This window comes from Curtobacterium sp. USHLN213 (assembly GCF_037144815.1).
GTDB lineage: Bacteria > Actinomycetota > Actinomycetes > Actinomycetales > Microbacteriaceae > Curtobacterium.
This window is the reverse complement of record NZ_JBBCYQ010000009.1, coordinates 165,810-180,669: the sequence shown is the minus strand read 5'-3', so window position 1 is coordinate 180,669 and position 14,860 is coordinate 165,810. Positions and strand designations below refer to the sequence as shown.

Below are 14,860 nucleotides of genomic sequence, written 5' to 3'. Positions count from 1 at the left end.
GTTATCAACTAGCCCTACGCTCGTCGACATGCACAACCGTCTCCTCGCCCTGCCGCTCGTCGCCGGCGCCGCCGCGCTCGCCCTGACGGGCTGCGCGACGTCCTCCGCCTCCGGCGACGCCTCGGGCGACGGCACCGTCCGGGTCGTCGCCTCCACCAACGTCTACGGCTCGATCGTCGAGGCGATCGGCGGCGACCACGTCTCCGTCACGAGCATCCTGGACGACCCGTCGCAGGACCCCCACTCGTTCGAGTCGAGCGCCACGACCCAGCTCGCGGTGTCAAAGGCCGACCTCCTCATCGAGAACGGCGGCGGGTACGACGACTTCATGACGACCCTCGCCGACGCGTCCAGCACGAAGGCGGACACGATCAACGTCGTCGAGCTCTCCGGCCTCGACAAGGGCGGCGACGCCGAGTTCAACGAGCACGTGTTCTACAGCTACCCGACGATGGTGAAGCTCGCCGAGGACGTGGCGAAGCGGCTCGGCGACCTCGACCGGGCGGACGCGGACACCTTCACGAAGAACGCCGACGCCCTGACGACGAAGCTCGAGGGGCTCGAGGCGAAGACGGCCGAGCTCGAGAAGACGTACGGCGGCCAGAAGGTCGCGTACACCGAGCCGGTCCCGGGGTACCTCTTCGACGCCATCGGCCTCGACAACGTCACGCCCGACGCCTTCTCCGAGGCGATCGAGGAAGGCGACGACGTGCCGCCGGCGGCGCTCAACGACACGCTCAAGCTGTTCACGAACAAGACCGTGAAGCTCCTCGCCTACAACGACCAGACCTCCAGCCCGGAGACGGAGGAGGTCAAGAAGGCCGCCGACGAGAACGGCGTCCCGGTCGTCGGTGTCACGGAGACGCTCCCGAAGGGGGAGGATTACGTCTCGTGGCAGCAGGCGAACATCGACCAGGTGCAGGCGGCGCTCCAGAAGTGACGACCGTCTCCCACCCGACGACCGAGCGGACCGCCACTGCCCCGGGCAGTGGCGGTTCCGCCGTGCTCGAACTCCGCGACGCCGGGCTGTCGTACGGCTCCCGTGCACTCTGGTCGCACCTCGACCTCGACCTGGCGCCGGGCGAGTTCGTCGCGGTGCTCGGGCCGAACGGGGCGGGCAAGACCTCGCTCCTCCGCACGGTCCTCGGGCAGCAGCGGCTGACGAGCGGCACGATGTCGTTCCTCGGCCAGCCCGTCCGGCGCGGGCACCGGAAGATCGGGTACATCCCGCAGCAGCGCCTGATGGACGCGGGCACCCCGCTCCGGGCGCGGGACATGATCGCGCAGGGCGTGACCGGCTCACGGTGGGGCATCAAGCCCGCGAGCCGTGCCGAACGGTCCCGGGTCGATCGCATCCTCGACGAGGTCGGGGCCACCGCGTTCGCGGACGCCCCGGTCGCCGAGCTGTCCGGCGGCGAGCAGCAGCGCACCCGGGTCGGGCAGGCCATCGCCGCCGACCCCGCGCTGCTCCTCTGCGACGAGCCGCTCATCTCGCTCGACCTCCGGCACCAGCGCGGCGTCACCGAGCTCATCGACCGGCAGCGTCGGCAGCAGGACGCTGCTGTGCTGTTCGTCACCCACGACGTGAACCCGATCCTCGACGTCGTCGACCGGGTGCTCTACATCGCCGGCGGGCGGTTCCGGATCGGATCCCCCGACGAGGTCCTCCGCACGGACGTGCTCTCCGACCTGTACGGCACCCCCGTCGACGTCGTCCGCACGATGGGGCGGATCGTCATCGTCGGCGCGAACGACGCGCACGACCACCACTGCGACGCGGACCCGAACGCCGCGACGCCGGACGACGGGCGGATCTGATGGACATCTGGTCGCAGGTCTTCTCCTTCCAGGACTACGGCGAACTCGTCGTGCTCGTGCAGAACTCGATCTGGGCCGGCGCGCTGCTCGGCATCGTCGGCGGGCTCATCGGGCCGTTCGTCGTCGCCCGGAACATGCCCTTCGCCGTGCACGGCATCTCGGAGCTCTCGTTCGCGGGCGCCTCGGCATCGCTGCTGCTCGGGGTGAACGTGGTGACCGGGTCGCTCGTCGGGTCGGTGATCGCGGCGCTGCTCATCGGGCTGCTCGGGTCGAGGGCGCGGGACCGCAACTCGATCATCGCCGTGCTCATGCCGTTCGGCCTCGGCCTCGGCATCCTCTGCCTCGCGCTGTACAAGGGCCGCGCCGCGAACAAGTTCGGCCTGCTCACCGGGCAGATCGTCTCGGTCGACAACCCCCAGCTGACGTTCCTCGTCGTCGTCGCCGCGATCGTCGTCGTGACGCTGCTCGTGATCTGGCGCCCGCTGATGTTCTCGTCGGTCGACCCCGACGTGGCCGCTGCCGCCGGGGTGCCGGTCCGGACGCTGGCGCTCGTGTTCATGCTCGTGCTCGGACTCGCGACCGCGGTGTCGGTGCAGATCGTCGGCGCGCTGCTCGTGCTCTCGCTGCTCGTCACCCCCGCGGCCGCTGCCCTGCGCCTCAGCTCCCACCCGGTCGTCGTCCCGGTCCTGTCGACGGTGTTCGCCGTCGTCTCGGTCGTCGGCGGCATCCTGCTCGCCCTCGGCGGGGGGCTCCCCATCAGCCCGTACGTCACGACGATCTCGTTCGTGATCTGGGTGGTCTGCCGGATCGTCGGCGGACGCAACGACAAGCGCGGACGCGACCGGATCGTGCGCCGTGACCAGCGTGACGGAGGCGCACCGCGCCTCCAGGCCGACGATGCGGACCACCGGTCCGCCGCCGGCCGGAAGGAAGGAGCGACCGCATGAACGCCGTGCAGAAGCCGAAGCGGAACACGTGGCAGCGCGAAGCGGTGCGCACCGCGTTGTCCAGCACCGAGGGGTTCGTCAGCGCGCAGGCGTTGCACCAGCACCTGCGGGACGACGGCTCCACGATCGGACTCGCGACCGTCTACCGGGCGCTCTCCGACCTGGCGACCGAGGGCGACGCCGACTCGCTGCAGCAGGACGGCGAGTCGCTGTACCGCGCGTGCACGACCGACGCGCACCACCACCACCTGATCTGCCGGAACTGTGGCCGCACGGTCGAGATCGAGGCGGACCCGGTGGAGCGGTGGGCGCAGGAGGTCGCGGCGGCGAACGGGTTCACGAACGCCAGCCACGTGGTGGACATCTTCGGGGAGTGCGCGTCCTGCACGGCCGCACGCACCGGCGCGTAGTCTCCGCCTCATGCACGTGATCCTGGTGCCCGGCTTCTGGCTCGACGCGAGCGCCTGGGACGAGGTGGCCCCGGTGCTCCGAGCAGCGGGCCACTCGGTCGAGGCGGTCACCCGCGACGGCGACACGCTCGACGAGCAGGTGGCCGCCCTGGTCGAGCTGCTCGACGACGTCGCGACGCCGGACGAGCCCGTGGTGCTGGCGGGACACTCCGGCGCGGGGCCGATCGCGTACATGGCCGCCGACCAGCGGCCCTCGCTCGTCGCGCACCTGCTCTACGTCGACACCTTCCCGGGGCCCGAGGGCGGCTGCGTCAACGACGAGCTGCCCGTGGTGGACGGTGTCGTGCCGCTGCCCTCGTGGGACGTGTGGGAGCCGGCGACCGTGCGGGGGATGACACCGTCGCTGCGGTCGGAGTTCGAGCACCGCGCGATCCCGGAGCCCGCTGCGGTGCCGTCCGACCGGTTCCACTACGGCGACGCCGCGCGGCACACGATCCCGGCGACGGTGATCACGTGCGAGATCCCGGCGGCGGACCTCGCGACGATGGTGGCCGACCACCAGGCGTGGGCAGCGGAGCTCGTGGCGACGGAGGAGCTCGCGATCCTCGGGCTCGAGACGGGGCACTGGCCGATGTTCACGGCGCCGCGGGAGCTCGGCGAGCTCATGGTGCAGGCGCTGTCGCCGAGGCCGGCCGAGGCGCCGTAGCGCGGGCGCGCCGCGCCCGCGGGGCGTCCGCGCACGCGGGCGTCCGCGCACGCGGGCGCGCGCGCTCGCGCTCACTTGGTGAGCAGAAGGTGTCGGGTGGTCGACCGGGAGCCGACCATTTCTGCTCACGAACGCGCCCGCCGGAGGTGCGGCGCGCCTCCAGGGCGACCCACGCAGCTGCGACAGTTTGCGACACGCCCGGTCGTCGCGTACTCTTGACCCTTGGTTCTCCGCGTCCGCGCGGCGAGCCCAGTTGTTCCAAGCCCTCCGACCGTCGCGTACGCCGCGGTCGCGCGGTGTCCACGGCCCCTTCGACAGGGATCGCGGGCCTGGGCGGTGCGCACAACCCCCTCGCTCCGTCGCTCGGCGACGCAGCGCGTGCGCGCCAGGCAAGTGACCTTGGGTGCGGCCGTCCGGTCGCACGGTACCTCAGGAGGAAACCATGGCAGCAGTGTGCCAGGTGACCGGAGCCACCCCCGGCTTCGGACACAACATCTCGCACTCGCACCGCCGGACGAAGCGTCGCTTCGACCCGAACGTGCAGAAGAAGACGTACTACGTGCCCTCGCTTCGTCGTAACGTCACGCTCACGCTCAGCGCGAAGGGCATCAAGGTGATCGACGCACGCGGCATCGAGTCCGTCGTCAAGGATCTCCTCGCCCGTGGGGAGAAGATCTGATGGCCAAGAAGGGTCAGGACGTTCGTCCGATCATCAAGCTCCGCTCCACGGCGGGCACCGGGTTCACCTACGTGACCAAGAAGAACCGTCGCAACAACCCGGACCGCCTCGTGCTCAAGAAGTACGACCCGGTGATCCGCAAGCACGTCGACTTCCGTGAGGAGCGCTAAGCATGGCGAAGAAGAGCAAGATCGCGAAGAACAACCAGCGCGCCGAGATCATCGCGCGCTACGCCGAGCGTCGTCTCGAGCTGAAGAAGGCCCTCGTGGACCCGAACGGCTCCGACGAGTCGCGTGAGGCCGCCCGCGTCGGCCTGCAGAAGCTCCCGCGCGACGCGTCGCCGGTCCGCTACCGCAACCGCGACGCCATCGACGGTCGCCCCCGTGGCCACCTCGGTGAGTTCGGCATCAGCCGTGTCCGCTTCCGCGACATGGCCCACCGTGGCGAGCTGCCGGGCATCACGAAGAGCTCCTGGTAAGCACCAGCTTCCGCGGACGCCCCGTCACCCCAGTGGTGGCGGGGCGTTCGCCGTTCCCGGGCCGTTTCGGGGGACATCTTCGTCACATCGGTCACTTCCGCCCCTCCAGTACCCCGACAACCCCGGAAATCCGGGCGAGTCGGCAGGTTTCGTCCCTGGTGGCTGGTACGTTCGACTCCGGTTCCGCAGGGTCTCGCGCCCACCGGCACCGTGGCACGGAGCACCCGCTCCGGGCGCCGGACGAGAAGTCGTCCGACCGATACTGCAAGAAGTCCGAGGAGGACATCCATGGCTGACAAGTCCCTGAACCGCACCGAGCTCGTCGCTGCCGTCGCCGCTGAGTCCGGCCAGAGCCAGGCCACCGTCAACGGCGTCGTCGACGCGCTCTTCTCCGTCGTCTCCGGCTCGGTCGCCGACGGCACCAAGGTCACGATCCCCGGTTGGATCGCCTTCGAGAAGACCCACCGTGCCGCCCGCACCGGCCGCAACCCGCAGACCGGCGAGGCCATCGAGATCGCCGCGAGCGACTCGGTCAAGGTCAGCGCCGGCTCGAAGCTCAAGGCTGCCGTCAAGTAAGACTGCTCCCGCGCCACGAAAGGGACGGCTTCGGCCGTCCCTTTCGTCGTTCCCGGCCTGCGATGGGTCCGTGGTCGGTCCTCCACATCCTGGAGGCGCGGATCGCCCTCCACAGGTCGCCCCGCTCGATTCCGTGGCCGGGTGGGGCAGCGCCTAGGCTTGACGGGTGAATCGGATCGCGCGCATCGCCGGCCCCGCCGTGCTGCTGCTCGTCGGGTTCGTGTCACTCCTCGTCGCCCTCGTCATCGGGGGCGGCGCGAACGCCGCGCTCATCGCCGACCCCGGCGCCGTCGTCCGGTTCGGCTTGCCGATCGCCCGACTGGTGGTGGACCTCTCCGCCGCGGCTGCGATCGGTGGTCTCGCACTCGCGACCGTCGGGCTGTCCCGCACCGCGCCCGAGTGGAACCGCGCGATCGACGTGGCCGCCGGTGCGGCGGGTGTCTGGACCGTGTCGTCGGCCGTGACGACGTTCTTCACCTTCCTCAGCGTCGCCGGCTCGAGGATCAGCATCGACGAGCAGTTCGGGCAGTCGATGGGGGTGTTCCTCACGGGGACGGACCTCGGCCTCGCGTGGCTCGTCACCGTCCTCGTCGCCGCGGCCGTCACGGTGCTGTGCTTCGCCGTGCGCTCCCGCGGGATGGTCGCCCTGACCGCGGGCGTCGCGATGATCGGGCTCGTCCCGCTCGCTCAGCAGGGGCACGCCGCGGGCACGGCGAGCCACGACGCGGCCGTCACCGCGCTCGGGCTGCACCTCGTCGGCGCCGCGCTCTGGGTCGGCGGACTCGTGATGCTCGTGCTGTTGCGCCCGGTGATCGACGGCGAACGACTGGCCGTCGTCGTCGGGCGCTACTCGAGCATCGCGCTCGGGTGCTTCGTGCTCGTCGCCGTGTCCGGTGTGGCCTCGGCGCAGATCCGGGTCGGGGCGCTCTCGAACCTCTTCACCGCGTACGGGGTCCTGGTGCTCGTGAAGATCGCGGCCATCGTCGCGATGGGTGTGCTCGGGGTCGTGCAGCGTCGACGGGCGATCCGCGCGCTCAGCACCGCCCCCGAGCGCCGTCGTCCGTTCTGGTTCCTGATCGTGGCGGAGCTCGCCGTGATGGGCGTCGCCAGCGGGTTCGCCGCGGCGCTCGGCCGCACCGCGACCCCCGTCGACCAGGTCGCGCTGAGCAAGACCACGAACCCGTCGCCGGCCGAGTTGCTGACCGACGACGCCCTGCCGCACGCTCCGGGTGCCTGGGGATGGCTGACGGCGTGGAACATCGACCTGTTCTGGCTGATGGCCGCTGTCCTGCTCGCAGCGACCTACACCGCCGGCATCGTCCGCCTGCGTCGGGCCGGTGTGCGCTGGCCCGTGCGCCGGACGGTCGCCGCCGGCATCGCGATCATCTCGCTCGTCGTCGCGACCTCGGGCTCGCTGCACACCTACGACCGCTTCCTCGTGTCCGCCAACGTCGGGTCGCACGTGCTCCTCGGGCTCGTCGTGCCGGCGCTCGTCTGGGCGTCGGCACCCGTGCAGCTCATCCGTGCCGCCGTCCACGCCCGCGACGACGGCAGCACCGGTGTCCGCGAGTGGACGGGCGTCCTGGTCGACAACCAGGCGGTGCGGTACCTCGTGCAGCCGTTCCCGGCGTTCCTGTTCCTGGCGGCGGCGTGGTGGGCGTTCTTCGTGACCGACGCACTCCGGTGGTCGGTCAGCGACTCGACGGGCCGCACCGTCATCGACGTCGGGTTCCTGCTCGTCGGGCTCCTCGCCGTCCCCACCCTGCTCACGCCGATCGCGGTCGGCGCCCGGCGCGCTTCGATGCCCGCGGCGCTCGTCCGGATCGCCGGGGCGGTCGTCGTCGCGGCCGGTCTGGTGTCGCTCGGCATCGCGATGCGCGGGCCGCTCGGGCTCCTGCAGGCGTCGTGGTTCGGTGCGATGGGCCGGACGTGGGGACCGGATCCGCTCGTCGACCAGGCCCGCGCGGGCACGCTGCTCGTGGTCGCCGGTGTCGCCGTCGTCGTGACCGTCGTCGTGGTGGTGCTGGTCCGGGTGCGCCGCGCCGTGGCGGAGCCCGCCGTCGACGGACCGCGCAGCGACGACCGGGTGGCGACCCGATGAGCGTCGAGCTCAGTGCCGAGCAGCGGGCCGTCTTCGAGTACATCGAGCACACCCGCGACCACGTGTTCATCACCGGTCGTGCGGGGACGGGCAAGTCGACGCTCCTGAACCACCTGTCGTGGAACACCGAGAAGCAGGTCGTGATCTGCGCGCCGACCGGTGTCGCGGCGCTGAACGTCGGTGGGCAGACGATCCACTCGCTCTTCCGCCTGCCGATCGGGCTCATCGCCGACGCCGAACTCCGGCAGGGGCCGGACACCCGCAAGCTCCTCAACACGATCGACACCCTCGTGATCGACGAGGTCTCGATGGTGAACGCCGACCTCCTCGACGCGATGGACCGCTCGCTGCGCAAGGCCCGCGGGCGTCAGTTCGAGGCGTTCGGCGGCGTGCAGGTGGTCATGTTCGGTGACCCGTACCAGCTGCCGCCGGTGCCGGGCGACGGGGACGAGCGCGCGTACTTCACCGACCACTACCGCTCGATGTGGTTCTTCGACGCCAAGGTCTGGCTCGAGGCGGAGCTCAACATCGTCGAGCTCGCGACCGTCCACCGGCAGCGCGACGATGCCTTCGCCGCGATGCTGACGGCCGTGCGGCACGGGCGGGTGACAGCGGACGTCGCCGGGCAGCTCAACGCGGCGGGCGCCCGGCCCGCCCCGGACGACGCGATCACCCTGGCGACCCGGAACGACACCGTGGCGCGCATCAACAAGGCCGCGCTCGACCGGCTGCCCGGCAAGGTGCGGACCGCGCGCGCCGACGTCAACGGCGACTTCGGCGGACGGAACTTCCCGGCGGACGAAGCCCTCGAGCTGAAGCCCGGCGCGCACGTGATGTTCCTGCGCAACGACCCCGACCAGCGCTGGGTGAACGGCACCCTCGGGGTCGTGCAGACGATCCGCGACACCGTGTGGGTGGACGTCGACGGGGAGTCGTTCGAGGTCCAGCCGTCGGTGTGGGAGAAGTTCAAGTACTCCTACGACGCCGACAAGAAGGAACTCAAGAAGGACACCGTCGGCGAGTTCCAGCAGTTCCCGCTCCGGCTCGCGTGGGCGGTGACGATCCACAAGTCGCAGGGCAGCACCTACGACCGGGCGGTGGTCGACCTCGGCAACCGGGTGTTCAGCGCCGGGCAGACGTACGTGGCGCTGTCACGGCTCACCTCGCTCGAGGGGCTGTACCTCACGCGTCCGCTGCGGCCGCAGGACATCATCGTGGACCTCGACGTCCGGCGGTTCATGTCCGAGGCGCCGCGGGTGGTGGCGACGGAGCTCGAGGCGGCTCCCGCTCCCGCCCCGGACAGCGACGACGGCGACTGACCCGCCCCCGCGCGACGGCCCAGGCGCGCGACGGCCCGGACGTGCGACGGCTCGGACGTGCGACGGCTCGGACGTGCGACGGCTCGGACGTGCGACGGCTCGGACGTGCGACGGCGCGGGCGCGCGGGCGCGCGGCGGCCCGGGCGTGCGACGGCCCGGACGCACGACGCCCCGCCGGCCACGAGGGGCGGGCGGGGCGTCGGGATGCGCGGGCTCAGGCGCGAGCGGTGTCCGCACGCAGCGCGCGGAGGTTCTCCTTGTCGGCGCCGAACGCCGTGAGGAGCAGGATGACACCGACGATCGCGTGGAAGACGTTGTCGGTCGTGTTGAGCGCGAACACGTTCGCCGAGGTGTTCACGAACACGAAGCCGTAGACCGCGAGCACGACGAGGACGGCGCCCACGAGGACGTTCGCGTTCCGCGACCCGATCGTGTTGCCGAGCCCGACGATGAGCAGCACGGCCGCGAGCAGGACCCACAGCAGTGCCAGCGGCGGGTTGACGCCGAACGCGTTCCAGAGCATGCCGCCCTTGCGGCTGAAGAAGCCGGGGTCGCCGTCGGCGGCGAAGAAGAACCCGAGGATGCCCCAGATGAGGAGCAGCGCGCCCACGGTGAGCGCGAGACCGCGGTTCGGGGAAGCGGTGATGCTCGGTTCCTTGATGGCCACTTCGGTTTCCTCCTCGTACGCAGCCGACGCCGTGTACGTCGGTCCGGCGATGCGCGCCGGTGCGTTCGCCCGCGCGCGGCCGGTCGGTGCGTTGCCGGATCCGAAGGTCGCTGTCCCGCGGTTCCCAGGCTCCGACCGGCGTCCCAACGGTATCGTGTCGGACCCCGACCGTCCGAATCGCACGCGGGTGAACAGGCGTGCGACGACACCGACGACCAGCACCCCGAGGAGGACCAGCCCGGTGACCCGAACGCCCGAACGCAGCGCACCCGAGTCGCGTGGACCGAGCGTCTCACGGCGGTTGCGGTGGGGACTGTTGTCGGCTCTGGGGTTCGTGATCGTGCCTCTCGTCTACGCGGTGGCGGTGCTGACGCCGGTGGGGCAGCGGGTCGAGGACGCCGCACTCGGCGGGGTCCGGGAATCCGACCTGTTCTCGTCGGACACTGCCCTGAACGTCATCTCGGTACCGGTGATCCTGTTGCTCGTGGTCGTGATCGCCGCCGTCGCGCTCGCTCGGCGCCGGCTCGCAGTGGGGCTCGGAGCCGGTGTCGTCGTGCTCGCTTCGGCGGCCACCTCGACGCTCGTCAAGCGTATCGCCGAGCGCCCGGAGATCGCCCAGTCGACCACGCCGAACTCGTTCCCGTCCGGTCACGCCACGATCGCCCTCGCCGCCCTGTTCGCCGTGCTCATGGTCACGCCGCGTCGGTTCCGTCCGCTCGTCGTGATCGTCGGCGCCGCCTACGCGGTCTTCGTCGCGAACCAGACCGTGGTCTACGGCTGGCACCGGGTCAGCGACATCATCGGCGCGTGCGCGATCGCGCTCTTCTGGGTCGGGGCCGTCCGGGCGTTCGGACCACGGGTCGACCGTGGCGCGCGCGGCGACCGCGACGGCCACCGCGGTCCGCGTCGGTTGGTGACCTGGGTCCTCCTCGTCGCCACCGGGGTGACGTTCCTCGTCGGTGTCGCGGCGCTCGTGTACGGCATCTCGGGCGGGGCACACGACCACGGTGCGATCCTCGTCGCGGGCCGGATGGCGTCGAGCGCGAGCGTGCTGGCCGTCGTGACGATCGTGTGGATCGCCGACGGCATGCACCACGCGGCGCGGACGGACTCCGAGGCGCTCCCGGGCCGGTAGCCATCGCATCCGTAAGGGTTACAGGCCTGTAACGCCTCCGGACCCGACGGCCGTTGGCCGACTAGCGTCGTCCACACGCCGGCCTCGGGAGCCGGCGTGGACGGGGAACACATGCGGGTGGAGCACACCCCGACGCGGGCACGTCGGGTCCGTGGCACCGTGGCCGCTGCCCTCGGGGCGCTCCTCGTCACGACCGTGTCCGTCATCCCGACGTCGTCCGCCTCAGCCGACACCATCACCGTCCCCTTCCAGGACCACCTCGGCTGCATAGCCGCGGACGGCTACGCGGCGACCTCGACCCCGGTCTTCAGCAAACAGGGCGGGGCAGGAGCTGTAGCGGACGGCGCACGGATCCCGTTCGACAGTCCGTCCGTGACCTCGGCGTACCCGATGCAGCCCGGGGTCTTCAGCGCGGTGGCCAACCCGACGGGTTCGTTCGGTTTCGGGTCGTTCGGGCAGGAGGGCTACGGCTCGACGTCGTACTACTCGGGCGCGAACGGCATCGGGTTCAGCGCCGTCGACGGGGGTGCGCAGGGGACCCTGACGGTGACGATGCCGTACGCACAACGCGTGCAGTTCACCGTCGGTGGGATCGATGCACCGTCCGGCCTCGAGGTGAGCGCGAGCGGCCCGTCCGGAGCGGTCCCGACCCAGAGTCAGGCGAAGAGCACGAGCGCGGGTTCCGCGACGACCCAGTCCGTCAGCGGCACCGCACGGATCGCCGGAGCGAGTCAACCGGCCGGGACCCTCGACAACGTGCCCCAGAAAGCCGTCGACGTCTGGTTCGACCAGCCGGTCCAGACGTTGACCATCCGCGTCGTCGGCGACGGATCGACCACCCCGACGGACGGCGGCTTCCTCCTCACACCGCCGCTCGGCTGTCAGGAGGGCACGGTGCAGAGCGCCGATGCGACGGCCGTGGCGACCGACGTGCAGCCCACCGCGGACGGCGACGTGGACGTCAGCTACACCGTCGCGCTGAGGACCACCGTCTCGAACACGAGCCCGACGGACGGCATGGTGCTCCTGCCCACGGTCCGGAGCGACCTCCGTGACCGCGTGGCCGCGCTCGGCGGAACCCTGGACGCGATCGACGAGACCGCCTCCAGTGACCGGGCGTGCGCCGTCCCGGCCGACGTCCTCGGCTCGGGCCACCTGCTCGGTTCGACGGCAGCACTGGTGCCGGGCGCGACCTGCAGCCAGACCGCGACGGCCAGGGTGACGCTGCCCCAGGACGCTGCGACCCGGACGCTCACCACCACCTCGACGCTCGCGAGCTCCGCCGACGACACGTACTCGCGCGTCAAGGACACGGCCACCTCCACCCTGACTTTCCCGGGCGTGCCCGCCGCGCTCACCGTCGAGCAGACCGGCGTCGATCGCGCGCTGCCGACGACACAGGTCGAGCGCTCGTTCGCCGTCCGCAGCACCGGGCCCGGAGTCGCCCGCGCCGCGACCATCGCGATCGACCCCGATGGCTTCCCCGCCACGGCGTGCAGCATCGACGACGTCCCGACGGACTGTGATGCCCTGGTCAGTGGGACACCGGTCGCGCTCGGAGCGCTCGCCGCGGACGCGGAGCGGGTGGTGACGATCCGTGGCACGGTCCCGCGCGGCACTCCTGCCGGGACCACCTACACGCTGACGGCGAGCGTCGGATCACCGTCCGACCCGACTGGTGCGCACTCGGCGAGCGGAACCACCACGGTCATCGCACCGAGCACGCCGCGCATCACCGCACCCGCGAACCGGTCGACGATCACGGATCGCTCACCGGTGGTCCGGGGAACCGACGCACAGCCCGGCGCCGAGGTCCGGATCACCCACGACGGCCGCACCGTCTGCACGAGGACGGCGCGGGCGGACGGTACGTGGTCCTGCACCCTCGCCGAGGACCTGCCGTACGGTTCGGTCACACTCGTGGCCCGTGCCTGGTACGGCGGGATCAGCAGCGACCACGCCGGCGTACGGCTCACGATCGTGCGTCCGACCGGATCCGGAGACGGTGGGCCAGGAGGCACGCCTCCGGTCCCGCCGTCGCCCCCGCCGCCTCCCGTGGCCGGGTCCGGAACCCCGGATGGCGACTCCAACGGCGGGTCCGGCGCCGGCGGTGACGGCGGATCGAGCGACGGCGCGCAGGGCGACGGAAGCCCGGGCACGTCCGGCGTGGGCGCAGGGGCGCCCAGCGGCACCGCGCCCGACGACGACCCGTCCGGGTCCGGCGGCAGCGCTGCGGGCAACGGCAACGGCAACGACAACGGCAGCGGGGGCGGCAGCGGCACCGGCGGGGCAGGCGCGGGCAGCGGCGGCACGGACGACGGTCCCCTCGCGATGGACCTCCGCTTCGGCACGCAGCGCATCGTGCCCGGCACCGCGGCCGACATGCGGGGCACGCTCGGCCCGAACGCCTCCGGGGCGACCGTCGCGATCACGTTCGAGGCCCAGATCACCACCGGCATGGTCTACCGGAACGTGAACGTCGAGGTGGACGACTCCCCGCTCGACTGCACCGTCGCCACGAGCTCGTTCTCGTGCATGATCCCGCTCGACCCCGGGCAGCAGGCGGACGTCGACGTCCGGGTGTACGCCGACCCGGTGAACGCGCCGGACACCGCCGTCCAGCAGATCTCGCTCGCGTCGAACCGGGCGTCGCAGTCCAACGCGATGACGGTGACCACGGCCGTGGCGAAGGGCGAGACCGAGGCGTCGCAGTTGGCCGACCAGATCACGAGCTTCAACGCCACGGAGTTCCCCGGCGCGATGGTGCCGCTCCTCGCGATGCTGCTCTTCGCGCTCGCCGCGACCGTCGTCGGTCGGCGGGCGACGAGCGGCCCCGCCGCAGCGGCGACCGCCTCGCCGACCGGGGCCGGTCCGTCGGACGGGAACCGCGCCTCCAGTCCGACCGCCGCACCGAGCGGTCCGACCGCCGCACCGAGCGGTCCGAGCGCCGCACCGACCGGTCCGAGCGGCCCCGCCACCGACCCGAGCCGACCCACCACCGACCCACCGTCCGGGAGCAACCGATGACCCACACGACCGACGCCCCGACCGACGCACCCGGCGCACCAGGTACCCCGACCGCGAAGCGCACCCGCAGGAACCCCGCGCCGGTCATCCTGCTCGTGGCGGTGGTCCTCCTGGCCGTCTACTACGTCGTGATCGGCCTCTCCGGAGCGCTCAAGACGACGACCGCCGTCCCGGTGAGCGGGTCGAACAGTCAGTCCGGCGACTACATGACGCTGCGGATGAGCGTGCAGGACGTCGACCTCTCGAACCGGGTGATGCAGGCGAACGTCCTGCCGATCCCGCACGGCTCGTTCGAGGGCGAGAAGGCCGGCGAGATCTCGCAGCCGCTCCGCATCGAGGTCTCGAGCGGCGGGGTGACGACGAGCGTCGTGACGTTCCCGGGGCAGTCGGTGGTGGACGCGACCTCGTTGACGCTGACGCTCGACCGGGGCGACACCTCGTACCCGTTCGACCAGCCGTTCGCGAACTTCCAGCTGAGCGTGCAGGACGACGATTCCGGGGACGCCGTGCCGTTCGAGGTCGACATGTCGAACTCCGCCCGGCCGTGGGTGATGAACGCCGAGCGGAGCGCCGCCGAGGTGCAGAGCGACCGCACCCTCGTCCCGATGCAGATCGACGGGCACCGGGACACCCTGAGCGTCGTGATCGTGTCGTTCTACATCATGGCGATCCTCTTCACGACGCTGATGGCCGTCGTGACGATCGGCAGCGCGATCCTCCGGCGGAAGCTCGAGTTCGCGAACGTGATCTGGCTGAGCGCCACGCTGCTGTCGTTCCCGGCGCTCCGGTCGGCGATGCCCGGCGCCCCGCCGATCGGGACGACGCTCGACTTCGTCTTCCTCTTCCCCTGCCTGGCGCTGGTGGCGATCATGTTCGTGTGGACCGGCGCGTACATGCTGTGGCGGGAGTCGAAGGTGCTGCGGAACCGCGTGCTGGACGACGACGCCGCGTAGTCGCCGCTGGCGGGAATGCCTCGGCCTGCGCTACGTTGTACCGA

The 14,860-nt window shown here is 71.4% G+C and carries 15 protein-coding genes; 14 read left to right on the top strand and 1 reads right to left on the bottom strand.

Annotated features, from left to right (window positions below):
• The first annotated feature begins 28 nt into the window (after positions 1–28).
• From WFH25_RS13670 to WFH25_RS13620, 11 genes are all read left to right on the top strand, one after another.
• Positions 29–940, top strand: coding sequence for a metal ABC transporter solute-binding protein, Zn/Mn family (locus tag WFH25_RS13670; protein WP_336698117.1), 912 nt, complete (start codon positions 29–31; stop codon positions 938–940).
• Positions 937–1,818 (top strand): metal ABC transporter ATP-binding protein, encoded by an 882-nt coding sequence (locus WFH25_RS13665; RefSeq protein ID WP_083295100.1) that lies wholly within the window; start codon positions 937–939, stop codon positions 1,816–1,818. Before WFH25_RS13670 ends, WFH25_RS13665 begins: the two co-directional genes overlap by 4 nt.
• Positions 1,818–2,765 carry a metal ABC transporter permease gene (locus tag WFH25_RS13660; protein ID WP_336698116.1) on the top strand — a complete coding sequence of 316 codons (948 nt, stop codon included), beginning with the start codon at positions 1,818–1,820 and terminating at the stop codon, positions 2,763–2,765. Before WFH25_RS13665 ends, WFH25_RS13660 begins: the two co-directional genes overlap by 1 nt.
• Positions 2,762–3,175 carry a Fur family transcriptional regulator gene (locus tag WFH25_RS13655; RefSeq protein ID WP_070417146.1) on the top strand — a complete coding sequence of 138 codons (414 nt, stop codon included), beginning with the start codon at positions 2,762–2,764 and terminating at the stop codon, positions 3,173–3,175. The genes WFH25_RS13660 and WFH25_RS13655 overlap by 4 nt, the downstream gene beginning before the upstream one ends.
• Positions 3,176–3,185: 10 nt before the next feature.
• A complete protein-coding gene (locus WFH25_RS13650; protein WP_336698114.1) occupies positions 3,186–3,881 on the top strand; it encodes an alpha/beta fold hydrolase in 696 nt (231 codons plus the stop codon).
• Between the two features lie 442 nt (positions 3,882–4,323).
• A complete protein-coding gene (rpmB, locus tag WFH25_RS13645; RefSeq protein ID WP_022903747.1) occupies positions 4,324–4,560 on the top strand; it encodes a 50S ribosomal protein L28 in 237 nt (78 codons plus the stop codon).
• Positions 4,560–4,730, top strand: a complete 171-nt coding sequence (rpmG, locus tag WFH25_RS13640; RefSeq protein WP_022908193.1) for a 50S ribosomal protein L33 — start codon at positions 4,560–4,562, stop codon at positions 4,728–4,730. Before rpmB ends, rpmG begins: the two co-directional genes overlap by 1 nt.
• A gap of 2 nt (positions 4,731–4,732) precedes the next feature.
• Entirely contained in the window at positions 4,733–5,038 is a 306-nt protein-coding gene (gene rpsN / locus WFH25_RS13635; protein WP_070417144.1) for a 30S ribosomal protein S14, read from the top strand.
• Between the two features lie 288 nt (positions 5,039–5,326).
• Positions 5,327–5,614 carry an HU family DNA-binding protein gene (locus WFH25_RS13630; RefSeq protein WP_022908191.1) on the top strand — a complete coding sequence of 96 codons (288 nt, stop codon included), beginning with the start codon at positions 5,327–5,329 and terminating at the stop codon, positions 5,612–5,614.
• A gap of 166 nt (positions 5,615–5,780) precedes the next feature.
• A complete protein-coding gene (locus WFH25_RS13625) occupies positions 5,781–7,715 on the top strand; it encodes a cytochrome c oxidase assembly protein (RefSeq protein WP_336698108.1) in 1,935 nt (644 codons plus the stop codon).
• Positions 7,712–9,034, top strand: coding sequence for an ATP-dependent DNA helicase (locus WFH25_RS13620; protein WP_336698107.1), 1,323 nt, complete (start codon positions 7,712–7,714; stop codon positions 9,032–9,034). Before WFH25_RS13625 ends, WFH25_RS13620 begins: the two co-directional genes overlap by 4 nt.
• Positions 9,035–9,248: 214 nt before the next feature.
• Here the strand turns inward: WFH25_RS13620 and WFH25_RS13615 are convergent, their stop codons facing one another.
• Positions 9,249–9,701: a DUF4383 domain-containing protein gene (locus WFH25_RS13615; RefSeq protein ID WP_175473751.1), complete on the bottom strand. Its 453-nt coding sequence runs from the start codon at positions 9,699–9,701 to the stop codon at positions 9,249–9,251.
• 334 nt (positions 9,702–10,035) lie between these two features.
• Between WFH25_RS13615 and WFH25_RS13610 the strand changes: the two genes are divergently transcribed.
• The 3 genes from WFH25_RS13610 (at position 10,036) to WFH25_RS13600 (ending at position 14,816) form a co-directional block, all read left to right on the top strand.
• Positions 10,036–10,836 (top strand): phosphatase PAP2 family protein, encoded by an 801-nt coding sequence (locus WFH25_RS13610; protein WP_071295521.1) that lies wholly within the window; start codon positions 10,036–10,038, stop codon positions 10,834–10,836.
• A gap of 96 nt (positions 10,837–10,932) precedes the next feature.
• The gene (locus WFH25_RS13605; RefSeq protein ID WP_336698106.1) at positions 10,933–13,863 is read left to right on the top strand and encodes a hypothetical protein; all 2,931 of its coding nucleotides are present in this window, start codon (positions 10,933–10,935) and stop codon (positions 13,861–13,863) included.
• Complete coding sequence (locus tag WFH25_RS13600) at positions 13,860–14,816, top strand: DUF4436 family protein (protein WP_071303403.1); 957 nt, start codon at positions 13,860–13,862, stop codon at positions 14,814–14,816. Before WFH25_RS13605 ends, WFH25_RS13600 begins: the two co-directional genes overlap by 4 nt.
• Positions 14,817–14,860 lie beyond the last annotated feature (44 nt).

Coding starts and splice junctions, on each gene's coding strand:
- WFH25_RS13600 (WP_071303403.1), top strand. CDS start 13,860: ATGACCCACACGACCGACGCCCCGACCGACGCACCCGGCGCACCAGGT.
- rpsN (WP_070417144.1), top strand. CDS start 4,733: ATGGCGAAGAAGAGCAAGATCGCGAAGAACAACCAGCGCGCCGAGATC.
- WFH25_RS13655 (WP_070417146.1), top strand. CDS start 2,762: ATGAACGCCGTGCAGAAGCCGAAGCGGAACACGTGGCAGCGCGAAGCG.
- WFH25_RS13650 (WP_336698114.1), top strand. CDS start 3,186: ATGCACGTGATCCTGGTGCCCGGCTTCTGGCTCGACGCGAGCGCCTGG.
- WFH25_RS13660 (WP_336698116.1), top strand. CDS start 1,818: ATGGACATCTGGTCGCAGGTCTTCTCCTTCCAGGACTACGGCGAACTC.
- rpmG (WP_022908193.1), top strand. CDS start 4,560: ATGGCCAAGAAGGGTCAGGACGTTCGTCCGATCATCAAGCTCCGCTCC.
- WFH25_RS13670 (WP_336698117.1), top strand. CDS start 29: ATGCACAACCGTCTCCTCGCCCTGCCGCTCGTCGCCGGCGCCGCCGCG.
- WFH25_RS13630 (WP_022908191.1), top strand. CDS start 5,327: ATGGCTGACAAGTCCCTGAACCGCACCGAGCTCGTCGCTGCCGTCGCC.
- rpmB (WP_022903747.1), top strand. CDS start 4,324: ATGGCAGCAGTGTGCCAGGTGACCGGAGCCACCCCCGGCTTCGGACAC.
- WFH25_RS13620 (WP_336698107.1), top strand. CDS start 7,712: ATGAGCGTCGAGCTCAGTGCCGAGCAGCGGGCCGTCTTCGAGTACATC.